Here is an 18,772-nt window from a genome sequence, read left to right as displayed (position 1 = left end):
TAATTATAAATTGCTCACGCGCTTATCCTTGGGATACTTCACCGTATAGGACAGCGTGAACTTCTGGGTCTGATTGGCTGGCAGATCCACCGCCCACTGCACGTTACCAGTGTCTTTATCGTAGCTGGCACCGTCATATTTCAGCCCATCGATGGTAATTGCCGAATCACGGCTCAGCGGCATCTGCTCCATCACCACCAGCTTAATCGGCTCCTTGCGGGTGTTTTTTATGCTAGTGGCAAACGAATACTGTTGGCTGACCGAATTGCCAAAGAACTCCGCCTTAGAGGTCAGCTGTTTTTCATTTTCACGGTTAACAATAATCTTCTTATCCCGGCCCAATGACAGATCCAGCGTCTCTTTGGCCTCGGCGATATTGATATACCCCTGGCCGACAAATGAACCCTCAAAGAAAATGCTGGATTTACCCGGCAACAAATTAAGCTTTTCCCAGTCCTTTAGCTGCACCTGCAAGAAGGCATCCGGTTCGATTTTCGGCACTACCACATAGCGATAATCGCCCTGAACCTCCACGTCTTTAATGGTGACCGAATGCCCTTTACCGTCAGAGGCAATGTTATATGGCAGAGAAATGTTAAAGCGGGTATTCACGCCGCCAGCGTCGGTGACGACATAATCGGACAGCGATTTTCTAGCCCGTGGCGCTACCGCCTCATCGGCTACTGCGCCATAGGCCATCTCGGCCACGGGAGCCGGTGCGGGGGCCGTTTTTGACATGGACATCGCCATCTTGGAACTTGAGTAGTCCTGATAGAAATCGAGATACCAAGGTTGCAACTGCGGCGCCTGCGCCCCTTCGCTTGGGTTGCCGCTGGAAAGCGTCAGGTTGACCTTATCCCAGTTGATGCCGCTATTTTGAAACACGTTGGCCTTATAGCTCAGCTTGACCGGCTGGGTAATGGTGTTTACCCGCACATCATAAGTCGGCACCCAGCCTGCATCCGGGATCACATAAGACAGCTTGACGTTGCTGGTCACCGCTTTCGGGGTATAGAACTTAACCACCACCTGATTCACCGCCTGGCCGGTTTTTTCCTGCGCTTCCGCCAGTTGGCTTTTCAGCTTTTCGATATTCTTGTCAATCGCGGCGATCTTCTCTTTGATCTCAATATCCGCCAGCAACACTTCGCTCATGCGGCGGCTTACCAGCTCAAGCATCTGATTAACCTGCTCAACGGAAGCGCCCTCTTTCTCCGAGCCCAACGCCCGGTTACTTTCCAGCACCGCCAACTGCGCCTGGATCACTTCCCGCTGCACGCTCAGTTTGCTTTGCTCACGGGTTTCATCGTCGATCTGCTTGGTCAATTGCTCGACTTCAGGCGACAAATTCTCGGTAAGAAAATCGCGTTTGATGCTGAAGGATTGCACGACCACGCCGTTATCGGCATCCAGCATCAGACTTTGTTCGTTCAGGCCGCTGGCAATGTTGGTAAAGACAATTTCGCTTTCCCCCGCTGGCAACGTCACTTTGCTGCTGTTGAATAGCTCGGCACCGCGAATAAAGACCGTTACATCATTCAGCGTCACGTTTTGCGCCTGCGCCAGGCCGGAACAGGCCAACAGCACCGATGCAGCCACCAGCGTGGTATTAAATCGAGGGAAGAAGATCATCGTCATTTATCCTTAAAGAGAGGTTCCGTGCAGAATATCGACGAATTATAGCATGCAGCCTTGCGGTAAAATTTCCGAAAAGCCCCCTACGTAAGGGGGCAAACAATCCAGGTGTTACCGCAGGTTCGGCGTGGAACCGCGTGCCGCGCGCCGTTGCTTCTCCAACTGCATGGCTTGCAGATCCGCAGGCCGGATCAGGGTTAGTGCCGCTGTTGGGCACACCTCCACACAGGCTGGTCCTGCTTCGCGCCCATGGCACAGATCGCATTTGTTCGCCTGAGCGTGTTGGTATGCTACACCATCGCTGCCGTAACCCTGATTGACCACCACCTCCATCGCGCCATAAGGGCAGGCCACCATGCAGGTCTTGCAGCCAATACAACGCGACTGCATTACCTGTACGCTGCCGTTCTGGTTATGGATCGCTTCGTTCGGGCAGGCGTTCAGGCACGGGGCATTCTCACACTGGCGGCACAGCATCGGTACGCTGACGCTATGGGTCTTCATCACCCGCAAGCGGGGATTGAAGTTCGCCGCCGTCATCGGCATTGGGTTATCCCCCAGGTGCGCCATCACGCAGGCAATCTCGCAGGTGCGGCAGCCAATACACTGTTTCATATCGGCAATGACAAACTGATTCATACCGTCTCTCCTTGAGCCACGTTAGAGCACGTTGAGGTAATAACCGATGCTTTCCGCCGCCTTACGCCCTTCGGCAATGGCAGTCACGATCAGATCGGCACCGCGCACGATATCACCACCGGCGAAGATCTTGCGGTTGCTGGTTTGGTACGGATACCCCGCAACCGTCGGAGCCACCACCCGCCCTTGCCTGTCCAGCATCACGTTATGTTCCGCCAACCAGCCCATACGATGCGGACTAAAGCCAAAAGCCATAATCACCGCATCCGCCGGAATAATATGCTCGGAACCCTCAACGGCAATCGCCTGCCGCCTGCCCTGGCTGTCGGGAGCTCCCATTTCGGTTCGCCGCATCTGAATGCCACTGACCTTGCCTTCCTCATCGATCACAATGCTGAGCGGTTGCAGGTTGAACATGAATTCTGCGCCCTCTTCCCGCGCATTTTTCACTTCCTTTTTCGACCCCGGCATACTCTTTTCATCGCGCCGATAGGCACAAATCACCTGTTCTGCACCGTGACGTAATGAAGTGCGGACACAGTCCATGGCGGTATCACCGCCCCCCAACACCACCACCCGCTTGCCCGCCATATTGACGTAAGGGCTTTGCGGATTCTCGGCATAGCCCATCAGTTGTTGGGTGTTGGCGATCAGGAATGGCAAAGCATCGTAGACCCCCGGTGCATCTTCATTTTCCAGGCCGGAACGCATCGATTTATAGGTCCCGACGCCCAGGAATAGCGCGTCATAATCATTCAGCAGCGTTTCCATCGAGATATCCTTGCCAATCTCGGTGTTCAACCGGAACTCCACGCCCATATCGCTGAAGATTTCACGCCTTCTGGCCATTACATCCTTGTTCAGCTTGAATGCCGGAATGCCGAAGGTCAGCAACCCGCCAATTTCCGGATAACGATCAAACACCACCGGTTTGATGCCATTACGCACCAAAATGTCGGCACAACCCAGCCCCGCCGGGCCTGCACCAATGATGGCTACGCGCTTGCCGCTGGCTTTCACCGCCGACATATCAGGCCGCCAACCCATCTCAAAGGCCGTTTCGGTGATATAGCGCTCGATATTGCCGATGGTGACGGCTCCCCCGTGCTCGTTGAGCGTACAGGATTGTTCGCACAACCGATCCTGTGGGCACACCCGCCCACAGACTTCCGGCAGGCTGCTGGTTTGGTGCGAGAGTTCCGCCGCCTCCCAGATGCGCCCCTGACTGGCCAGCTTGATCCACTGCGGGATCTGATTATGCAGCGGGCAAGTCCAGGCACAGATACTTTGCTTGCCACAGCTCAGACAACGTTCGGCCTGCTGCTGGATCTGCTGTTCATTGAAGGGTTGGTAGATTTCGGTAAAGCTGGTTTTGCGCAGTTCGAGTGGGATTTTGCTGGCTTCCAGACGAGGCGCCCGTGGCTGCTGTAACAGATTGCGGATCGGCTTGGCTTTCTTCTGGGCTTTCGCCCCTGGGTTTTGATTCGCGGCACTGCCAAACAGTTGGCTGTGATGGTCGCGCGCCGCCGCACTTAGCCGTTTTTCTCGCTGCTGATCCAGCAACGTCTGGTTGTCCACCAGGCTCAACGCATGAGTCGGACAGGCGCGCACGCAGGCAGGATCCTGGTTCAGATCGCTGCACAGATCGCATTTTTGTGCTTCGACCTTCTGATAGCTGTCTGCCAGGCGATGGTTGGCGGGCTGCACCGTTTCGGTGACCACCGTCATCATGCCAAACGGGCAGGCAACCGCACAGGCTTTGCAGCCAATGCATTTCTCCTGGCTGACCTGGATGCTGGCATCACTCTGTTCAATGGCCCCGGTCGGGCAAACATTGGCACAGGGCGCATCTTCGCAATGGTGGCAGAACACCGCCGTATTACCATTGATGCCCTGAATAACCTTCACCCGTGGGGTGAAATACTCGCGCTTGCTTGGGTATGCCCCTTGATGATGCGCGGTCACACAGGCGACCTCGCAACTCCGGCAGCCAATGCAGGCCTCTGATTCCGCAACGATAAATTGATTCATAGGTATCCTTCCCGAGCGGGCTGGCTAAAAAAACACGCTTTCGTTGACGTTATCTCCTTATCTTGGCTGGCGTAGGCAGGTGTCAGTAAGGTTATAACCATGTAAATATAGTGGTTATATTTGATCCATTTCCATGACATTCCTCATGAAAAGGGTGTAATGCGCCAATGCCGGGCTAACAGAGTAGGATCGCTGCATGAGATAGATAAGTTCCAGTTTCGTCTATGCTTATCAAAGATGAGATTTTGCTTCCAAGGTGGGCACGATGGCAGGAAAAATCACCGGTTTGAGAAGCCGCTATCCGCTGCATATCCAGATTGCCGTACTGTTTACCCTGCTGATTATTTCCATTGGCAGCGTGATCGTGCTTTTTAGCCATAGCCAGCTCTCCAAACTGACCGAGGCCAGCACCCAGCGGCAGTATCAAAAAACCGGTGAGGCGATCGCTGCGGAGCTCAATTCCGTTACCCGCAGTATGAAAATGTCGGTGAATATGCTGGCGCAGCTCCCCATAATTGCTGCCTCTACGCTCGAGCAACGCATGGCGTTTATTGGCCCGCTGGTCGAGATCCTCAAGCAAAATGACTACGCCAACGCGGTATACAGCGCTTACCCCAACGGCGACTTTTTTATACTGCGCCGCCTCTCCCCCAGCAACCGAGCATTATTTAATGCGCCGGAAAATGCCGTATGGCTGGTGCAAAGTAACCGTTTTCTCGGCACCACGCCGGAAACCCAGGCGTTCTATCTAGATACCAATCAGCAGGTCATTATGATGAAAACCGTGCCGTTTAACGGTTTGGATCCGCGCAAACGCACTTGGTATCAGTTAGCGATAAAAAACCAGCAATTAATCACTTCCCCACTCTATACCTTCAAAGGCACTGGTGAGACCGGCTTTACCTACAGTATCCAGACTCCAGATGACCACGCGGTGATCGGTCTGGACGTTTCGCTGGCTTCACTTTCGCTGTTTCTCAAGCAGAACCTACCGCAGGGCAGCCAAGCAGCGATTATCAACTCGGCCAGCGAAACCATCGCCAGCCTGCCTGCGCAAAACCTCAAAGATCATGACGGGCTGAGCAGCATTGCACAATTTCCCGTGTTGCAAACTTTGCTAACCTCCGATAATGGCAACGGCAACCTGTTTACCGCTCAAGGGCAAAGCTGGTTTGGCGCGGTCGTCAAGCTGAAAGGGCAAAGCAGTGGTTACCAACTGGTCATTGCCACCCCCTCGGCCTATCTGACCGCCGATGCCAACGCCATCCGCAACCGCTCAACCCTGATAGCCTTCGCATTGCTGCTACTCAGCCTGCCGTTGGTCTGGTATTTCTCCCTGCGTATTTCCCGGCCGCTGATCCGCCTGCGCCAGGATGCCGACGCCATCAGTAACCTGCATTTTGATGAGCGGGCGGAAGAACGCTCGGTGATTGAAGAAGTGGATGACCTGCATAAAGCCATGTCAAAAATGAAGCTGACGCTAAAGCAGTTTATCTCGATGGGTAGCCTGTTATCCGCCAAGGATAACTTCCCGCAGCAGATGCAAGGTTTGCTCAACGAAACCAGCGAGATAGCGGCCATGAGCGGCGGCATTATTTACCTGTCAGACAAAACGCCAGGCAACTTTTCCCCCATCGCCTGCAACTGGGCCGGCAAAGAGTCAGCCAGCTCGGAGGTGGCAACATTGCAATTTGATCCACAGTATCCCAACGAGTTCTGGCAAATCCTGGAGGGGAAAACCATTGCAGGAGTCTTTACCCGCGAGAATATCCCCAGCCAGTTACTCATGTTCTGCGATCGCCATTTGCCACTGCGCTACGTGGCTGTCCCGATGCAAACGCATGATCAACGGCTGATGGGTTTCTTACTGCTGTTTAAACCTGTTGAAGCAGGCTCGGAACACGGGCAAGCCAAGATACAGCTGATTAACGCCCTGGTGGGCAGCTTATCGGTCGCGATAGAGACACAATATCTGCTGCAAGAACAAAAGACGCTGATGGGATCGTTTATTCAGTTGATCGCCGGGGCAATCGACGCCAAGAGCGCCTATACCGGCGGCCATTGCCAGCGCGTACCGGTTATCACCAAGATGCTGGCCAAGGCGGCGGTGGAGGCCAAACAGGGGCCGTTCGCCGACTTTACCCTTTCCGCCAATGAGTGGGAGGAACTGCACACCGCCTGCTGGCTGCATGACTGCGGCAAAATCACCACGCCGGAAGCTATTGTGGATAAGGCCACCAAACTGGAAATGATTTACGACCGTATCCACGAAATCCGAATGCGCTTTGAGGTGCTGAAGCTGGAGAAAGAGATTAGCTACCTGCGCCAACCTGCTGCGGAACAACAAGAGCAACAGCTACGCAATGAGTTGCAGCAGTTGGACGAGGATTTCTATTTTATTGCCCAGTGTAATATCGGTGGTGAATTCCTCTCTGACAGCGCACTTGCGCGCATTCAGCAGATCGCGCAATACCAGTGGACCCGGACTCTGGATGATACCGCAGGCATAGCCTGGGAAGAATTGGCACGCAAAAATCGCCGTCCTGCCGTCACCTTGCCCGTTCAGGAGCCGCTGCTGGCGGATAAAGAGGAACATATCATCTATCGTGATGATAAAAGCCGTCTGCCGGAAAGCTATCACTTCAAACTCAAGGAGCCGGCTTTGCTCTATAACCACGGTGAAATTTATAACCTGGGTATTCGCAGAGGCACCTTGACCGATGAGGAGCGCTATAAGATTAATGAGCACATTATGCAGACTATCATCATGCTGGAAAAACTGCCGTTCCCACGCACTATGGCTAACGTGGCGGTGATTGCCGGTGGCCATCATGAACGGATGGATGGTAAAGGCTACCCTTACCAGTTGACCCACCAGCAGATGAGCATTCCGGTGCGTATGATGGCGATCGCCGACGTGTTTGAAGCCCTGACAGCGGCCGACCGGCCTTATAAACCGGGCAAGCGGCTATCCGAATCGCTCACTATTCTGGTTAGCATGGCGAATGAAAACCATCTGGACCGTGAGCTGTTGAGGCTGTTCCTGGAAGCTGGCATTTGGCGCGACTATGCGCAGAGCTACCTGCCGGCCGACAAGATAGACGACGTTGATATTACTGCGCTGTTACACAAGCTGGCCCCATTGAATGAGACTCCGGAGCCAAGCCCCTCACCCTAGCCCTCTCCCAAGGGAGAGGGAACCGATCGAGTGTGCTTGGAATGGTAGTGATCTACTTTGGATGAGGGACGATGGAATTTGCTGATGTGGCCTCCTTACATCCAAAAGAGCAAAGACTAACAGCTCCCTCTCCCTGTGGGAGGGAACCGATCGAGTGTGCTTGGAATGATAGTGATCTACTTTGGATGAGGGACGATGGAATTTGCTGATGTGGCCTCCTTACATCCAAAAGAGCAGAGACTAACAGCTCCCTCTCCCTGTGGGAGGGGACCGATCGAGTGTGCTTGGAATGGTAGTGATCTACTTTGGATGAGGGACGATGGAATATGCTGATGTGGCCTCCTTACGTCCAAAAGAGCAGAGACTAACAGCTCCCTCTCCCTGTGGGAGAGGGTTGGGGTGAGGGGGAAAACCGTTATTTTTTCTGACGTTGCGCCTCGAACCACACGCCACACTGGGAGAAGATCAGCGTATTGCGGTCTTTCACCAACACGTTATCACCGGGAACGCCTTCACTCCCCTGATCGGTGATGCCCGGCACGCTGACATCCTGATGCTGAATAATGACTCGCTGCACCGAAGGCGTGCTGATACCTAATGTCGGGAAATCAACATACGAATTGTCACCCGAGTTGTCTTCCACAAACTCCTGCGCCTCTACCGTGGTGGTGATCGCCCCTTGGTTGATCACCTGCTGTTCATGCCAGGTAAAACCGTCTGCTTTATAGTTGATGCTATTGCCGACCAACTGCTGCGCCTGTTTTTCATCCCAGCAACCCACGGTTTGGGTAGGAATGATCTTGGTCACGCTCCAGTTGCCGATGAGCGCCGGTGGGATCGGGGCTGGAGCATTTTGTGCCGCCCAGGCAGCAGGCAACGACAGCGCTAACAGCATGGCCAATGGCACGGCTTTTTTACTCAGGGCAAGAAATTGCATTGTATGGCTCCTTAACATGCGGCAAAGTTTGCGGCCGCATTTACCGACGTACTATGACTTTACCCAAGCTATTGGACTTTGAGCAAGCAGAGTTAACGCGGAATTAACGGCCACCAACGTTGTTGATCCTCCTGCTGTTGCCACTGCGCCTCTGCGCTGAGTGCCAGACGCCGATCGTCCAGGTAACGATATTCGCGGCGAGCCTCTTCCAACAGGCTGAAATCCAACTCTGCCTGTAAAATGCCCGGTTCACGTCCCAGGCCAGCAACCTCTCGCCCCAGCGGATCGACAACCAGGCTTTCGCCAGCAAACTGCATCCCACATCCATGCCCTGCGCGGTTGGCCATCGCGACAAACATCTGATTATCCTGAGCACGGGATAACAACGCGTTACGATGTACGTGACCGTAAGGATCCATATTGCCATCGGTAACCAACAACAGGTCGCAACCCATCAGGGCCAATGCTCTTGATGCTTCGGGGAATTCGATGTCGTAACAGATCAATAAACCGATACGCCTTCCACGCCACAGGCCACATACCAGGCGATCGCCCGCTTGGGCTTCGACGCGTTCGTTGGTCCATAAGTGGCTTTTGCGATAATGCAGATAGATGCCCTGCTCCGGCGTGATCAGCACCGAGCTGTTGAACAGGTGCCCGCCATCCTGCTCAAGAAAACCCACTGCGACGGCGATACCCGCACGCTGGCTTGCTGCCGCCACCTGAGCCAATTCCGGGCCTTGCAGCTGTAACGCATAGTCCGTATGGCCATTGGGATGGGTAAAGCCGGTAAGCTGTGTTTCTGGCAACACCAGCAGGTCAGTTTGGCCACGGCAACGATCAATCTGCGCCAGCACGGCGGCCAGGTTATGGGCAATATCCCCTTCACAGCAGGTAAATTGGGCCAAGGTTATCCGCATTAATGTCTCCTTTCTCAGTCGAACAGTGTTTTTACCTGTTTTAGCCACCGGCTGGCAAGCCACTGTGAGCGGAGACAATCAATTCTACTCCTCCGGGTGATAGCCATTGAAGTAGAGATTCAGCAGCACCGCCGCCACGGAAGACAGCAAAATGCCGCTATGCAGCAACGGTTGCAGGCTCACAGGCATCTGGGTAAAGAAATCGGCCGCCACGATCGGGATCATGCCAAGCCCCAGGCTGATGGCGACAATATAGGCGTTATAGCGATTGGTATTGAAGTTGACCCTGGTCAGGATCTTGATGCCGGTCGACAGCACCATGCCAAACATCACGATACCTGCGCCCCCCAGGACAAACTGCGGGATCGAGGCCACCAGAATCGACATTTTCGGGATCAGACCGAACAACACCAGTATCAGCCCTGCCATCACGCACACCCAGCGGCTGGACACCCGGGTAACGCTGACCAGTCCGATATTCTGGGAGAACGAGGTATGCGGAAAGGTGTTGAAAATGCCACCGATAATGGTTCCCATGCCGTCTACCCGCAGCCCACGGACCACATCCTGCTTGGTGGTTGGGCGGCCAACAATTTCCCCCAGCGCCATAAACATGCCCATCGATTCAATAAACACGATCAGCATGACGATCGTCAGGGTGATAATCGAAGCCGGATCAAAGGTAGGCCAACCGAAGGCAAACGGGCGCACAATGGCAAACCACGCGGCATCATCCAGGCCAGCAAAGCTGACCTCCCCCATCAGCAGCGCCACCACAAAACCGAAGCCAATCCCCAACAGCACCGAAATATTCGAGATAAAGCCTTTGCTAAAGCGGGTGATCAACAAAATAAAAATCAGCACCAGCAGCGAGACGCCAATATAGGCTGGATTGCCGTAGTCGGCATTACCCCTGCCCCCGGCGGCCCAATCAATGCCGACCCGAACGATGCTGAGGCCAATGGAGGTGATCACAATCCCCGTCACCAACGTGGGGAACAGCGGCATCAGGCGGCCCATTAGCGGTACCAGCAACGTGGTGACAATACCGGCAGCAATGGTGGCACCAAAGATGCCGGTCAGGCCGATTGCCGGATTGGCACCGATAGCCAACATTGGCGTCACGGCGGCGAAGGTGACGGACATAATGACGGGCAAGCGGATCCCGGCAAAGCGGCCAATGCCGATGCATTGCAATAGCGTGACCACGCCACAGCAGAACAGATCGGAACTGATCAGATAGGCAATCTGTGACTTATCCAGCCCCAGGCTACCGCCGATCATCAACGGAACGGCAACCGCCCCCGCATACATCACCAGCACATGCTGTAACCCCAGGGTAAAAAGATGGGCTATCGGCAGTATCTCTTCAACTTTATCAATCGGCTTTGCGGCAGTTGCCCCCTTTTCACCGGGCAAAGTGGTATTCAAGTTGGTCATAAAACCTTACTCCTGTACGGCCTTGGTCAGGTTGTCATACCTGATGGCTACGATTCGAGGGCTCAGCCTGATAACCCCCCTGATAATGGATGTACGGCACGAGTTCGGGGCATGCATATTGTGTGCAGAGTGGGCCATTCTCGGGAAATATTACGCAGGGGATGGTGTTAAATGCGAAAACCATCACAGAAGAGGTTTTATTTATTTCGATTTTCTTAACATGATACTGGGCAAAAAATAACATTCTTCGACGGCGATAGCGGTGCGATTGATAAAATTACCAATATGATTCGTCTCAATTTGAGATTTCATCACTCACCTCAGCCGACCAAGCGCTAACAACGACATGTTGCAATTTTGGCAAGCAAAGCTCGTCGCCGCGGGCTAATCCCTTGATCGCCTGTCATTAGCAGGTTTCTACCGCCCCTCCACGGCCTACTATCAAAAATAACGAGCCGATAACCCGCATGATCGCGGTCAATAATTAGCCCGTTAATGGTTTATTTGTGAGCAATAGCTGTATATATTGCCATCACTCAGAGGGAATGAGTCAGGTGTTCCAGCCACTCCATTACAGGGATAGACGTTCAATTGCTCTTTCAGAAACCATTTATGCTTATATTTTTTGCCCTATTGCTCGCTTGCTCATCCTTTTGCATGAGCTTTTCCGCTTCAGCCTATTCCGATCTGGCCTTTTTCCGCTCATCGCTGACGCAATACCAGGTCACTCAGTCTTATGCCGACCATAACAATACTCAGGAGCTGAAAAAGATCCTGGAGCATTATGACCGCTGGGAAGGCGTTCGTTATAAATTCGGGGGCAACTCGCGCAAAGGGATCGATTGTTCTGCCTATATGCAACGCGTGTTTCAAGATGAGTTCGCCGTCCATTTGCCACGCAGTACTGGCGAACAGATGAAGCTGGGCGCACGGGTAGCCAAAAGCCAGCTACACACCGGCGATCTGGTATTTTTCAAAACCTCTTCCCATCAGCGCCACGTCGGGGTTTATATTGGCGATGGTGAGTTCGTTCACGCCTCTACCAGCCAAGGGGTGACCGTTTCCAGCCTGGATAATCAATACTGGGGTGCACGTTACGAACTGGCCCGGCGTATCAATAGCCGCGGTGCGTAAAGCTGGCCGAACCGCCGGTTTCCACACCGGCGGCCAAACAGAGGATCACACCTTTTTGCGGTTGCGGCGCATATCGATAGCCACGGCGGCCACGATAATCATCCCTTTGATAATGTCCTGAATGTACGAATCCACGCCAATAAAGGTAAAACCGCTCTTGATCAGGCCGAGGATCACCGCGCCAATCAGCGTGCCGGTAATGCGCCCCACGCCCCCCATCAGGCTGCTGCCCCCGATCACCGCTGCGGCAATGGCATCCAGCTCATACGACACCCCCATGCTCGACTGCCCGCTACTGACCCGCGCCGCCAACACTACGCCCGCCAAACCGGCTAATCCCCCCGCAATGGTGTAGACCATCACCAGATACTTATTGACGTTGATCCCGGAAACCCTGGCCGAGGTCATGTTGCCGCCGATGGCATACACGTATTTGCCATAACGGGTATGCTTCAGGGCGATATGGAAAATCACCGCCACCACGACAAAGATAATCACCGGCATGGCGCCTTGGCCAATCGAGGTAAAACCATCCGACAGGAAGCTGACCGGATTACCTTTGGTGTAATACTGTGCCAAACCACGGGCGGAAACCATCATCCCCAAGGTAGCGATAAACGGCGGAATACCGGTGCGGGTGATCAAGAAGCCGTTGATAAATCCGCAAATTACCCCGACCCCAATCCCGGCCCCGATGGGGATCGCGGCAGGCAGATCCAGCAGACCTGGATACATAGGTGAGATACTTTCCGAGGTTTGCGCCAGGCTAGCCGCCACGACCGCAGTCAGGGCAATCAACGAGCCGGAAGAGAGATCGATACCGGTGGTAATAATGACCTGGGTGACGCCAACGGCGATGATGCCGATAATCGCCACCTGCAATACGATCAGCAGCAGGCGGTTCGGGTTAAGCAGGAACGACTGATCGCGCACATACCAACCCAGTATTTCAAAAATCAGCGCAATACCGATCATGACGATAAAAATACCGGTGTCTTTTGGCAGCTTGCCGCTGAAACCGGCAAACGGCGAAGCTTTGCCTGGCTGAGTGTCCACTTTTACGTTATTCATCGTGATTTACCTTTGCGTTATTCCGAGGCCAACGCCATGATTTTTTCCTGGTCAGCTTCGGCTTTATCCAGGATCCCCGTAATGCGTCCGGCATGCATCACCATGACGCGATCGCTCATGCCAAGTATTTCCGGCAGTTCCGACGAAACCAAAATAATGGCGACGCCACGGTGCGCCAATTCGCTGATCAAACGGTATATTTCTGCCTTGGCCCCCACATCGATACCGCGCGTAGGTTCGTCCAGGATCAGGATCTTCGGTTGCGCCAATAGCCAGCGGGCAATCAAAACCTTCTGCTGATTGCCGCCGCTGAGGTTATTGATAATCTGATCCATCGTTGGGGTTTTGATATTGAGCTTGTTAATTTGGTCCATGCAGTCTTTAGCCATCTGCGCCTGGCTGACGAAACCGTTTTTGCTGGTGTAGGCGGACAAGTTGACGATGCTCATGTTCTCCACCACCGACAGCACCAGAAACAGCCCGGATTTTTTGCGATCTTCGGTCAGGAATGCCAGCCCCTGCTCGATGGCTTTGGCAGGGGAGTCTATTTTTACCGGCAAACCTTCGATATAAATCTCCCCGCCCTCGGCCGGGTGCATGCCAAACAGGCTCTCCATCACTTCGCTGCGCCCTGCTCCTACCAGCCCGGCAACTCCGAGGATCTCGCCGCGCTTAACCGCAAAAGAGATATCGTGGAACCAGCCGCTGCGCCGTAACCCGGCCACGCGCAGCACCTCTTCGCCAATATTGTTATTGAACTTGGGGAACATCTGGGTCAGCTCGCGGCCCACCATCATGGTGATCAGCGACTGTTTGGTCAGGTTCTCGGTTTTATCACTGGCGATCGAGGCACCATCGCGAAAGATGCTCACCTCATCGGTGATGGCAAAGATCTCATCCATTTTGTGGCTGATGTAGATAATGCCTTTACCCTGCTGCTTCAATTCACGAATGATCGCGAACAGATGCACCACTTCCCCTTCCGTTAATGCCGAGGTCGGTTCATCCATAATCAATACATCGGCGTTATAAGACACCGCTTTAGCAATCTCCACCATCTGTTGGTTGGCGATACTTAGCGTTCCCAGTTGGGTTTCCGGGTCTAATTTAATCTTGAGGTGCGCCAACAGCTCGCGGGTCTTACGGTTTAGCTCCTCATGATTAACGAAGCCCAGTTTGGCGGGTTCACGCCCCAGCCAGATATTTTCTGCCACCGTCATATGGGGCACCAGGTTCAGCTCCTGGTGGATCATGGAGATCCCCGAGTGCAAGGCCGCCTGCGTATCGTTAAACGTTACCGGCTGCCCTTTGACTTTGATCGTACCGCCATCGGGGCGATAAATGCCGATCAGGCATTTCATCAGCGTCGATTTACCGGCGCCGTTTTCGCCCATTAATGCATGCACACTGCCCGGTTTGATCTTGAGCGACACGTTATCCAACGCCTTAACGCCCGGGAACTGCTTGCTGATGCCTTCCGCCTCCAGCACATAAGGATACATACTGCTCACCTCCGCCAATATCCTGCTGATAGGCCCCCGGCCATGCGGCAAGGGGCTGATTGAACCTTACTTTTTATTCTTGTCGGCGAAATCCTGATAATTGGCTTTGGTGATCAGTTGGTACGGGATCATGACGCTGCTTTCGACCTTCTCACCTTTCACCAGTTGAATGGCGGCTTGTACGGTACCTTCCCCCTGGCCTTTGGCATCCTGGAAGATGCTGAGGCTTAAATCGCCTTTCTTGATAAACTCCAGGGCATCTGGCGTGCCATCAATCCCCGCTACCAGCACCCCGGTTTTCTTCGCCTGTTTCAGCGCCAGAATGGCACCAATCGCCATCTCATCATTGTTGGAGGCAATGGCATCAATCTGCTGACCGGAGAGGATCCAATCGGTGGTCACGTCTACCGCCTCTTTGCGGAAAAACTTGGCGGTTTGCTTGTCGATGATATGAATATCCGGGTATTGGGCGGCCACTTCCTCGACGCCCTTGGTACGGTCACGGGTGGCTTCACTGGAAAGCTCGCCGAGCAGGATCATCACGTTACCCTTGCCGTTCATCAGCTTGGCCAACTCTTCCATCTGTAGCTTGCCCGCCAGTTTGGAGTCTGAGCCGACATAGGCCATACCGGCGGGCAGCGTGGCCTCTGGCCGACGGTTGACGAACACCAACGGGATATTGGCGCTTTGCGCCAGCTTGATCATCGGTTTCACGCCCTGGGTATCCACCGGGTTAAGGATGATGGCGTCGACCCCTTGGCTGACAAAATTCTCGATCTGTTGGATCTGCTGCGCGATATCGCCTTTGGCATCCTCAAACTGGCCGCTGACGTTACCTTCCTGCTTCATTTTGTTTTGCATGGACTGGCGCAGGATGGTCAGGAAGTTGTCATCAAAATAGGCCATCGACACGCCGATCTTGATATCTTTGGCTAACACCGAGGCTGGCAGCATGCACATCAGTAACGAGGTGACGATCAATTTCTTCAGCTTCATGGTTGGTACCCTTTTTCGTTAGAGTGAAGAGGCCTGTTGATTTGACGGCTAATGAAAAATATTTTTTACATTCAAACAACATACCGCTGGTTAATATCGGCTTAAAACCCTGATCCAGATCGCATCTCACTCGCTAAAACAGACGGCAAGATGCTTAACCACTGTAGTAAATAAGTGATAAAACAATAGATTGACATAGCTCCATGGCGTTACCTTGTACGCCTCACCACCAGCATCAAACGTTTATTTCAAAATTTAGACTATTGAAATTTTTTAACCCAAACAAGCGAAACGTGTGTTTTGGAATGAGCAAATAACAAAAATATGACAGGGATCTAACAAATGGATGCGAAATGACCACCATTCCCCCTCACCCCAACCCTCTCCCACAGTAAAATCAGGAGTTCCATGAGCATCTGTTTAAGGGAGAGGGAGCGGGTACGGTGTTGTGGGTAGGAATGGTGTCAGTCTGTAGCACTGCTGGGGTATAAGGCAGTGCGCCGTAGTCAGGATGTTGCACATGCGGTCCCCTCGCCCTCTGGGAGAGGGTTAGGGTGAGGGGAATACTAGTTTTGTTCTGAAACCAACACCGCCAGCGTGTCCGATTCCAAGGCACGGAAGAGGTGCGGCCGGTCAGCCGGGTAGCAAATATAATCCCCGGCATGCAGTTCGGCAGGCTCTTCCACCAATCCGACCAAGGCGCGACCTTGAGTGATAATGATATGTTCCACTGAGCCAAGCGGATGCGGGTGAGAAAGACGGTCGGCTCCTGGCTGGGTCGTCAACAGATAGATATCCCGCCGAGCGCCAGGCGGGCAGGTTGCCAGCAGCACCGCCGTATAGTTAGCCACCTCCGACACCACCGCAGCCCCCTCTCCACGCCGGATCACCTGAGTTTTACTTTGCTGCGGCTCCATCAAACGCGCAAAGGGGATATCCAGCGCCACACAAAGTGCCCACAACGTTTCCAGACTTGGGTTGCCATTCCCCGCTTCGAGTTGGGAAAGCGTTGATTTGGCAATCCCGGCGCGACGGGCAATTTCTGCCAAAGAGAGGCCGGTGCGCTGGCGTTCGCGCACCAGCGCTTCCGCAATGATATTGATGGGTTGTTTCATAGGCCGCGTAACTCACCTTATAACGAACGATCGTTCGACTTGTAAATCGAGATTGAAGTGTTCATTATAATAGACCAACCGTTCGTTTTGAAAAAGATAGTGAGAAAAATAGTATGGTGATAAACCGTTTCCCGGCGCTCGATAAGGGCGTGATCAAAGGGATCGCGCTGGTCTGCCTGGCGGACGGCATCGTGGGGATCTCCTATGGATCGCTGGCGACCGGCCTGGGTTTTGAGCTCTGGGTTCCGCTGATGCTGTCGTTGCTGGTGCTGGCGGGTGCCTCCGAATTTCTGTTTATCGGCATCGTTGCCAGCGGCGGTAGCCCTTTCGCGGCGGCGGCAGCCGGTTTATTGGTGAATGCCCGCCACCTGCCGTTCGGTATGGCCGTTAAAGAGGTGATCGAACGCAGCCGCTTTAAGCTTTTGGGCTGCCACATCATGAACGACGAAAGCGTGGTGTTCGGTATTTCCCAGCCAACGCTGGCCAAGAAAAAAGCCGCTTACTGGATTTGTGGGTTGGGGATCGCTGCCTGCTGGCCGTTGGGCGTGATTATTGGCGGCACCATCGGTAGCTTTATTCCGGATATCAATACCATCGGGTTGGATGCCGTGTTTCCAACCATTTTGCTGGCCTTGATAGTCGGCTCGTTGAAAAAGCTGCGCACCAGTATCTCTGCCTGCACCGGCACTTTGGTGGCCCTGGTTAGCGTGCCCTTTGTGCCTATTGGCATGCCGGTACTGTTCTCACTGTTGGGCTTACTGATTAGAAAGCGAGAAAAATAATGGACCACCAAACACTCATCATCATCGGCATCCTGATCCTGGCCAGCGGTACCTTTGCGTTTCGTTTCGCCGGTTTCCTGCTGGGCCGCAGCCTGAGCTTTTCCGACCGGATGCAGGGCTTGCTCGCCGACTCTGCCACCACGCTGCTGCTGGCCGTAGCGGTGATCGCAACGCTGTTCGAAGGGCAACACTTTGCCGGTTATGCCCGCTTAGGCGGCGTGGCTGTCGGAGCATTATTAGCCTGGCGGAAAACGCCGTTGATCGTTGTCTTGTTGGCAGCGGCAGCAGTTACGGCGTTGCTACGGGTAGCCGGTGTGGCATAACCCACTACTGGCCGGGTATGATGGCGGCTGACAGGTATGCGGTTTCGCCGGAGACTAGGTAGACATGGATAAGCTTGGCACTGTAGCCGTAGTTGGATTATTGATACTTTCCCCCTGGACAGCGCTACAGGCCATGACGCCAGTCGGGCCGGGTTTCACTCCAGACCGGCCAGCTTCGTTGTTTAACTGCCAGGTTCCGCTGATCAAGCTGTTGGCCAGTAGCAATCAGGCAATGATCCTGGCGGAGAAAGTGCCTGCTGATAAGCTGGAGATCACTATTGAGCCACGGGATCACGGCGTGCAGGCCATCCAGTTGTTTGATAGCCGCCAGCAAGCATCGCCGGATACACCGGGAGCCGGGCACCTCGGCTGGGTCATGTACGATCCGCACAGCGGCCAACTGCTGGATAACAGCGCCGATGAGCAGCATCCGCGGCAACTCACCTTTAGCCCGCAATACGGCAAACAATATCAGCAGTGTCTGCAGAAGGAGCAACGCTGCGCGGCCATTCTGGACCAGATGAAATTAGGGGCAATCATTGCCGACTCCCCCAAATATGTCGTACGTGGTAAGGGCCGGGCGTATTTTCACGTGGCCCCCACCGAGCAATGTGTCAATGAATCCCAGTTTGTGATCCCGAATGATAAGGTACAGGTGGTGGGCTTTGCCGCGTTTGAGCCGGTCGAGGGCGAGAAAAATGATTATCTGTTGGTCGGTTATGGCAATGCCTCCGGCTGGATAAACGTTGACCGTTTGGCCCCACTCGACGAGATTTGCCAAGATGCCCAAGCCAATGCCGAAGCTATGATGGCCAAAACCGCCTCCCCTGCGGCGAAATATCTGGTGAAGAGTAAGAAACTCTACTTCTACGACTCACCAGACCCGCTCTGCCAGGATGAAGGTGGGAAATTTATTGTCAGCGGTGATAACGTTGCCGCCAAGCAGAGTCAGGCCTATCAGCAATTTTTATTCGTCAGCTATATTCACCCCAAAACCGGTGATAAAACCGAAGGCTGGCTGAAGGCCGAGGGACTGGTTGCACGCTAATTCAAGCCCGAGCGATCGCCG

General features: G+C 53.9%; 14 protein-coding genes and 1 pseudogene. 5 read left to right on the top strand and 10 right to left on the bottom strand.

Annotated features, from left to right (window positions below; all coding sequences use genetic code 11):
- Positions 1 to 3 precede the first annotated feature (3 nt).
- From ACRDCA_RS17665 to aegA, 3 genes are all read right to left on the bottom strand, one after another.
- Positions 4 to 1,632, bottom strand: coding sequence for a mucoidy inhibitor MuiA family protein (locus ACRDCA_RS17665; protein ID WP_438690709.1), 1,629 nt, complete (start codon positions 1,630 to 1,632; stop codon positions 4 to 6).
- Positions 1,633 to 1,746: 114 nt separating this feature from the next.
- Positions 1,747 to 2,274 carry a 4Fe-4S dicluster domain-containing protein gene (locus tag ACRDCA_RS17660; protein ID WP_438690708.1) on the bottom strand — a complete coding sequence of 176 codons (528 nt, stop codon included), beginning with the start codon at positions 2,272 to 2,274 and terminating at the stop codon, positions 1,747 to 1,749.
- A gap of 21 nt (positions 2,275 to 2,295) precedes the next feature.
- Positions 2,296 to 4,305 carry a formate-dependent uric acid utilization protein AegA gene (gene aegA, locus ACRDCA_RS17655; RefSeq protein WP_438690707.1) on the bottom strand — a complete coding sequence of 670 codons (2,010 nt, stop codon included), beginning with the start codon at positions 4,303 to 4,305 and terminating at the stop codon, positions 2,296 to 2,298.
- 265 nt (positions 4,306 to 4,570) lie between these two features.
- On the opposite strand from aegA, the gene ACRDCA_RS17650 reads away from it, so the two are divergent.
- On the top strand, positions 4,571 to 7,483 hold the full coding sequence (locus ACRDCA_RS17650; protein WP_438690706.1) for an HD domain-containing phosphohydrolase: 2,913 nt from the start codon (positions 4,571 to 4,573) through the stop codon (positions 7,481 to 7,483).
- A 415-nt stretch (positions 7,484 to 7,898) separates the two neighbouring features.
- Here ACRDCA_RS17650 and ACRDCA_RS17645 read toward each other — a convergent pair whose 3' ends face one another.
- The 3 genes and pseudogenes from ACRDCA_RS17645 to ACRDCA_RS17635 form a co-directional block, all read right to left on the bottom strand.
- Positions 7,899 to 8,420, bottom strand: a complete 522-nt coding sequence (locus ACRDCA_RS17645) for a hypothetical protein (RefSeq protein WP_438690705.1) — start codon at positions 8,418 to 8,420, stop codon at positions 7,899 to 7,901.
- Between the two features lie 92 nt (positions 8,421 to 8,512).
- Positions 8,513 to 9,340 carry a carbon-nitrogen hydrolase family protein gene (locus ACRDCA_RS17640; protein ID WP_438690704.1) on the bottom strand — a complete coding sequence of 276 codons (828 nt, stop codon included), beginning with the start codon at positions 9,338 to 9,340 and terminating at the stop codon, positions 8,513 to 8,515.
- Positions 9,341 to 9,439: 99 nt separating this feature from the next.
- Positions 9,440 to 10,780 (bottom strand): annotated as a pseudogene (locus ACRDCA_RS17635) (nucleobase:cation symporter-2 family protein); the annotation flags it as partial.
- Between the two features lie 612 nt (positions 10,781 to 11,392).
- Between ACRDCA_RS17635 and ACRDCA_RS17630 the strand changes: the two are divergent.
- The gene (locus tag ACRDCA_RS17630) at positions 11,393 to 11,914 is read left to right on the top strand and encodes an NlpC/P60 family protein (RefSeq protein ID WP_438690703.1); all 522 of its coding nucleotides are present in this window, start codon (positions 11,393 to 11,395) and stop codon (positions 11,912 to 11,914) included.
- Positions 11,915 to 11,959: 45 nt separating this feature from the next.
- On the opposite strand, the gene ACRDCA_RS17625 is transcribed toward ACRDCA_RS17630, so the two are convergent.
- From ACRDCA_RS17625 to ACRDCA_RS17610, 4 genes are all read right to left on the bottom strand, one after another.
- Positions 11,960 to 12,985 (bottom strand): ABC transporter permease, encoded by a 1,026-nt coding sequence (locus tag ACRDCA_RS17625; RefSeq protein ID WP_438690702.1) that lies wholly within the window; start codon positions 12,983 to 12,985, stop codon positions 11,960 to 11,962.
- A 17-nt stretch (positions 12,986 to 13,002) separates the two neighbouring features.
- Positions 13,003 to 14,487, bottom strand: a complete 1,485-nt coding sequence (locus ACRDCA_RS17620) for a sugar ABC transporter ATP-binding protein (RefSeq protein ID WP_438690999.1) — start codon at positions 14,485 to 14,487, stop codon at positions 13,003 to 13,005.
- A gap of 66 nt (positions 14,488 to 14,553) precedes the next feature.
- On the bottom strand, positions 14,554 to 15,483 hold the full coding sequence (locus ACRDCA_RS17615; protein ID WP_438690701.1) for a sugar ABC transporter substrate-binding protein: 930 nt from the start codon (positions 15,481 to 15,483) through the stop codon (positions 14,554 to 14,556).
- Between the two features lie 566 nt (positions 15,484 to 16,049).
- Positions 16,050 to 16,598, bottom strand: coding sequence for a helix-turn-helix domain-containing protein (locus ACRDCA_RS17610; protein WP_438690700.1), 549 nt, complete (start codon positions 16,596 to 16,598; stop codon positions 16,050 to 16,052).
- 113 nt (positions 16,599 to 16,711) lie between these two features.
- Here ACRDCA_RS17610 and ACRDCA_RS17605 point away from each other — a divergent pair, with 113 nt between their 5' ends.
- From ACRDCA_RS17605 to ACRDCA_RS17595, 3 genes are all read left to right on the top strand, one after another.
- On the top strand, positions 16,712 to 17,380 hold the full coding sequence (locus tag ACRDCA_RS17605) for an AzlC family ABC transporter permease (RefSeq protein ID WP_438690699.1): 669 nt from the start codon (positions 16,712 to 16,714) through the stop codon (positions 17,378 to 17,380).
- On the top strand, positions 17,380 to 17,703 hold the full coding sequence (locus ACRDCA_RS17600) for an AzlD domain-containing protein (protein WP_438690698.1): 324 nt from the start codon (positions 17,380 to 17,382) through the stop codon (positions 17,701 to 17,703). The genes ACRDCA_RS17605 and ACRDCA_RS17600 overlap by 1 nt, the downstream gene beginning before the upstream one ends.
- Positions 17,704 to 17,767: 64 nt before the next feature.
- Entirely contained in the window at positions 17,768 to 18,751 is a 984-nt protein-coding gene (locus ACRDCA_RS17595; protein ID WP_438690697.1) for a hypothetical protein, read from the top strand.
- Positions 18,752 to 18,772 lie beyond the last annotated feature (21 nt).

The organism is Serratia sp. (in: enterobacteria), from assembly GCF_051654945.1.
In the GTDB taxonomy this organism is placed as follows: Bacteria; Pseudomonadota; Gammaproteobacteria; order Enterobacterales; family Enterobacteriaceae; genus Chania.
This window is presented reverse-complemented; position numbering and strand designations above follow the sequence as displayed.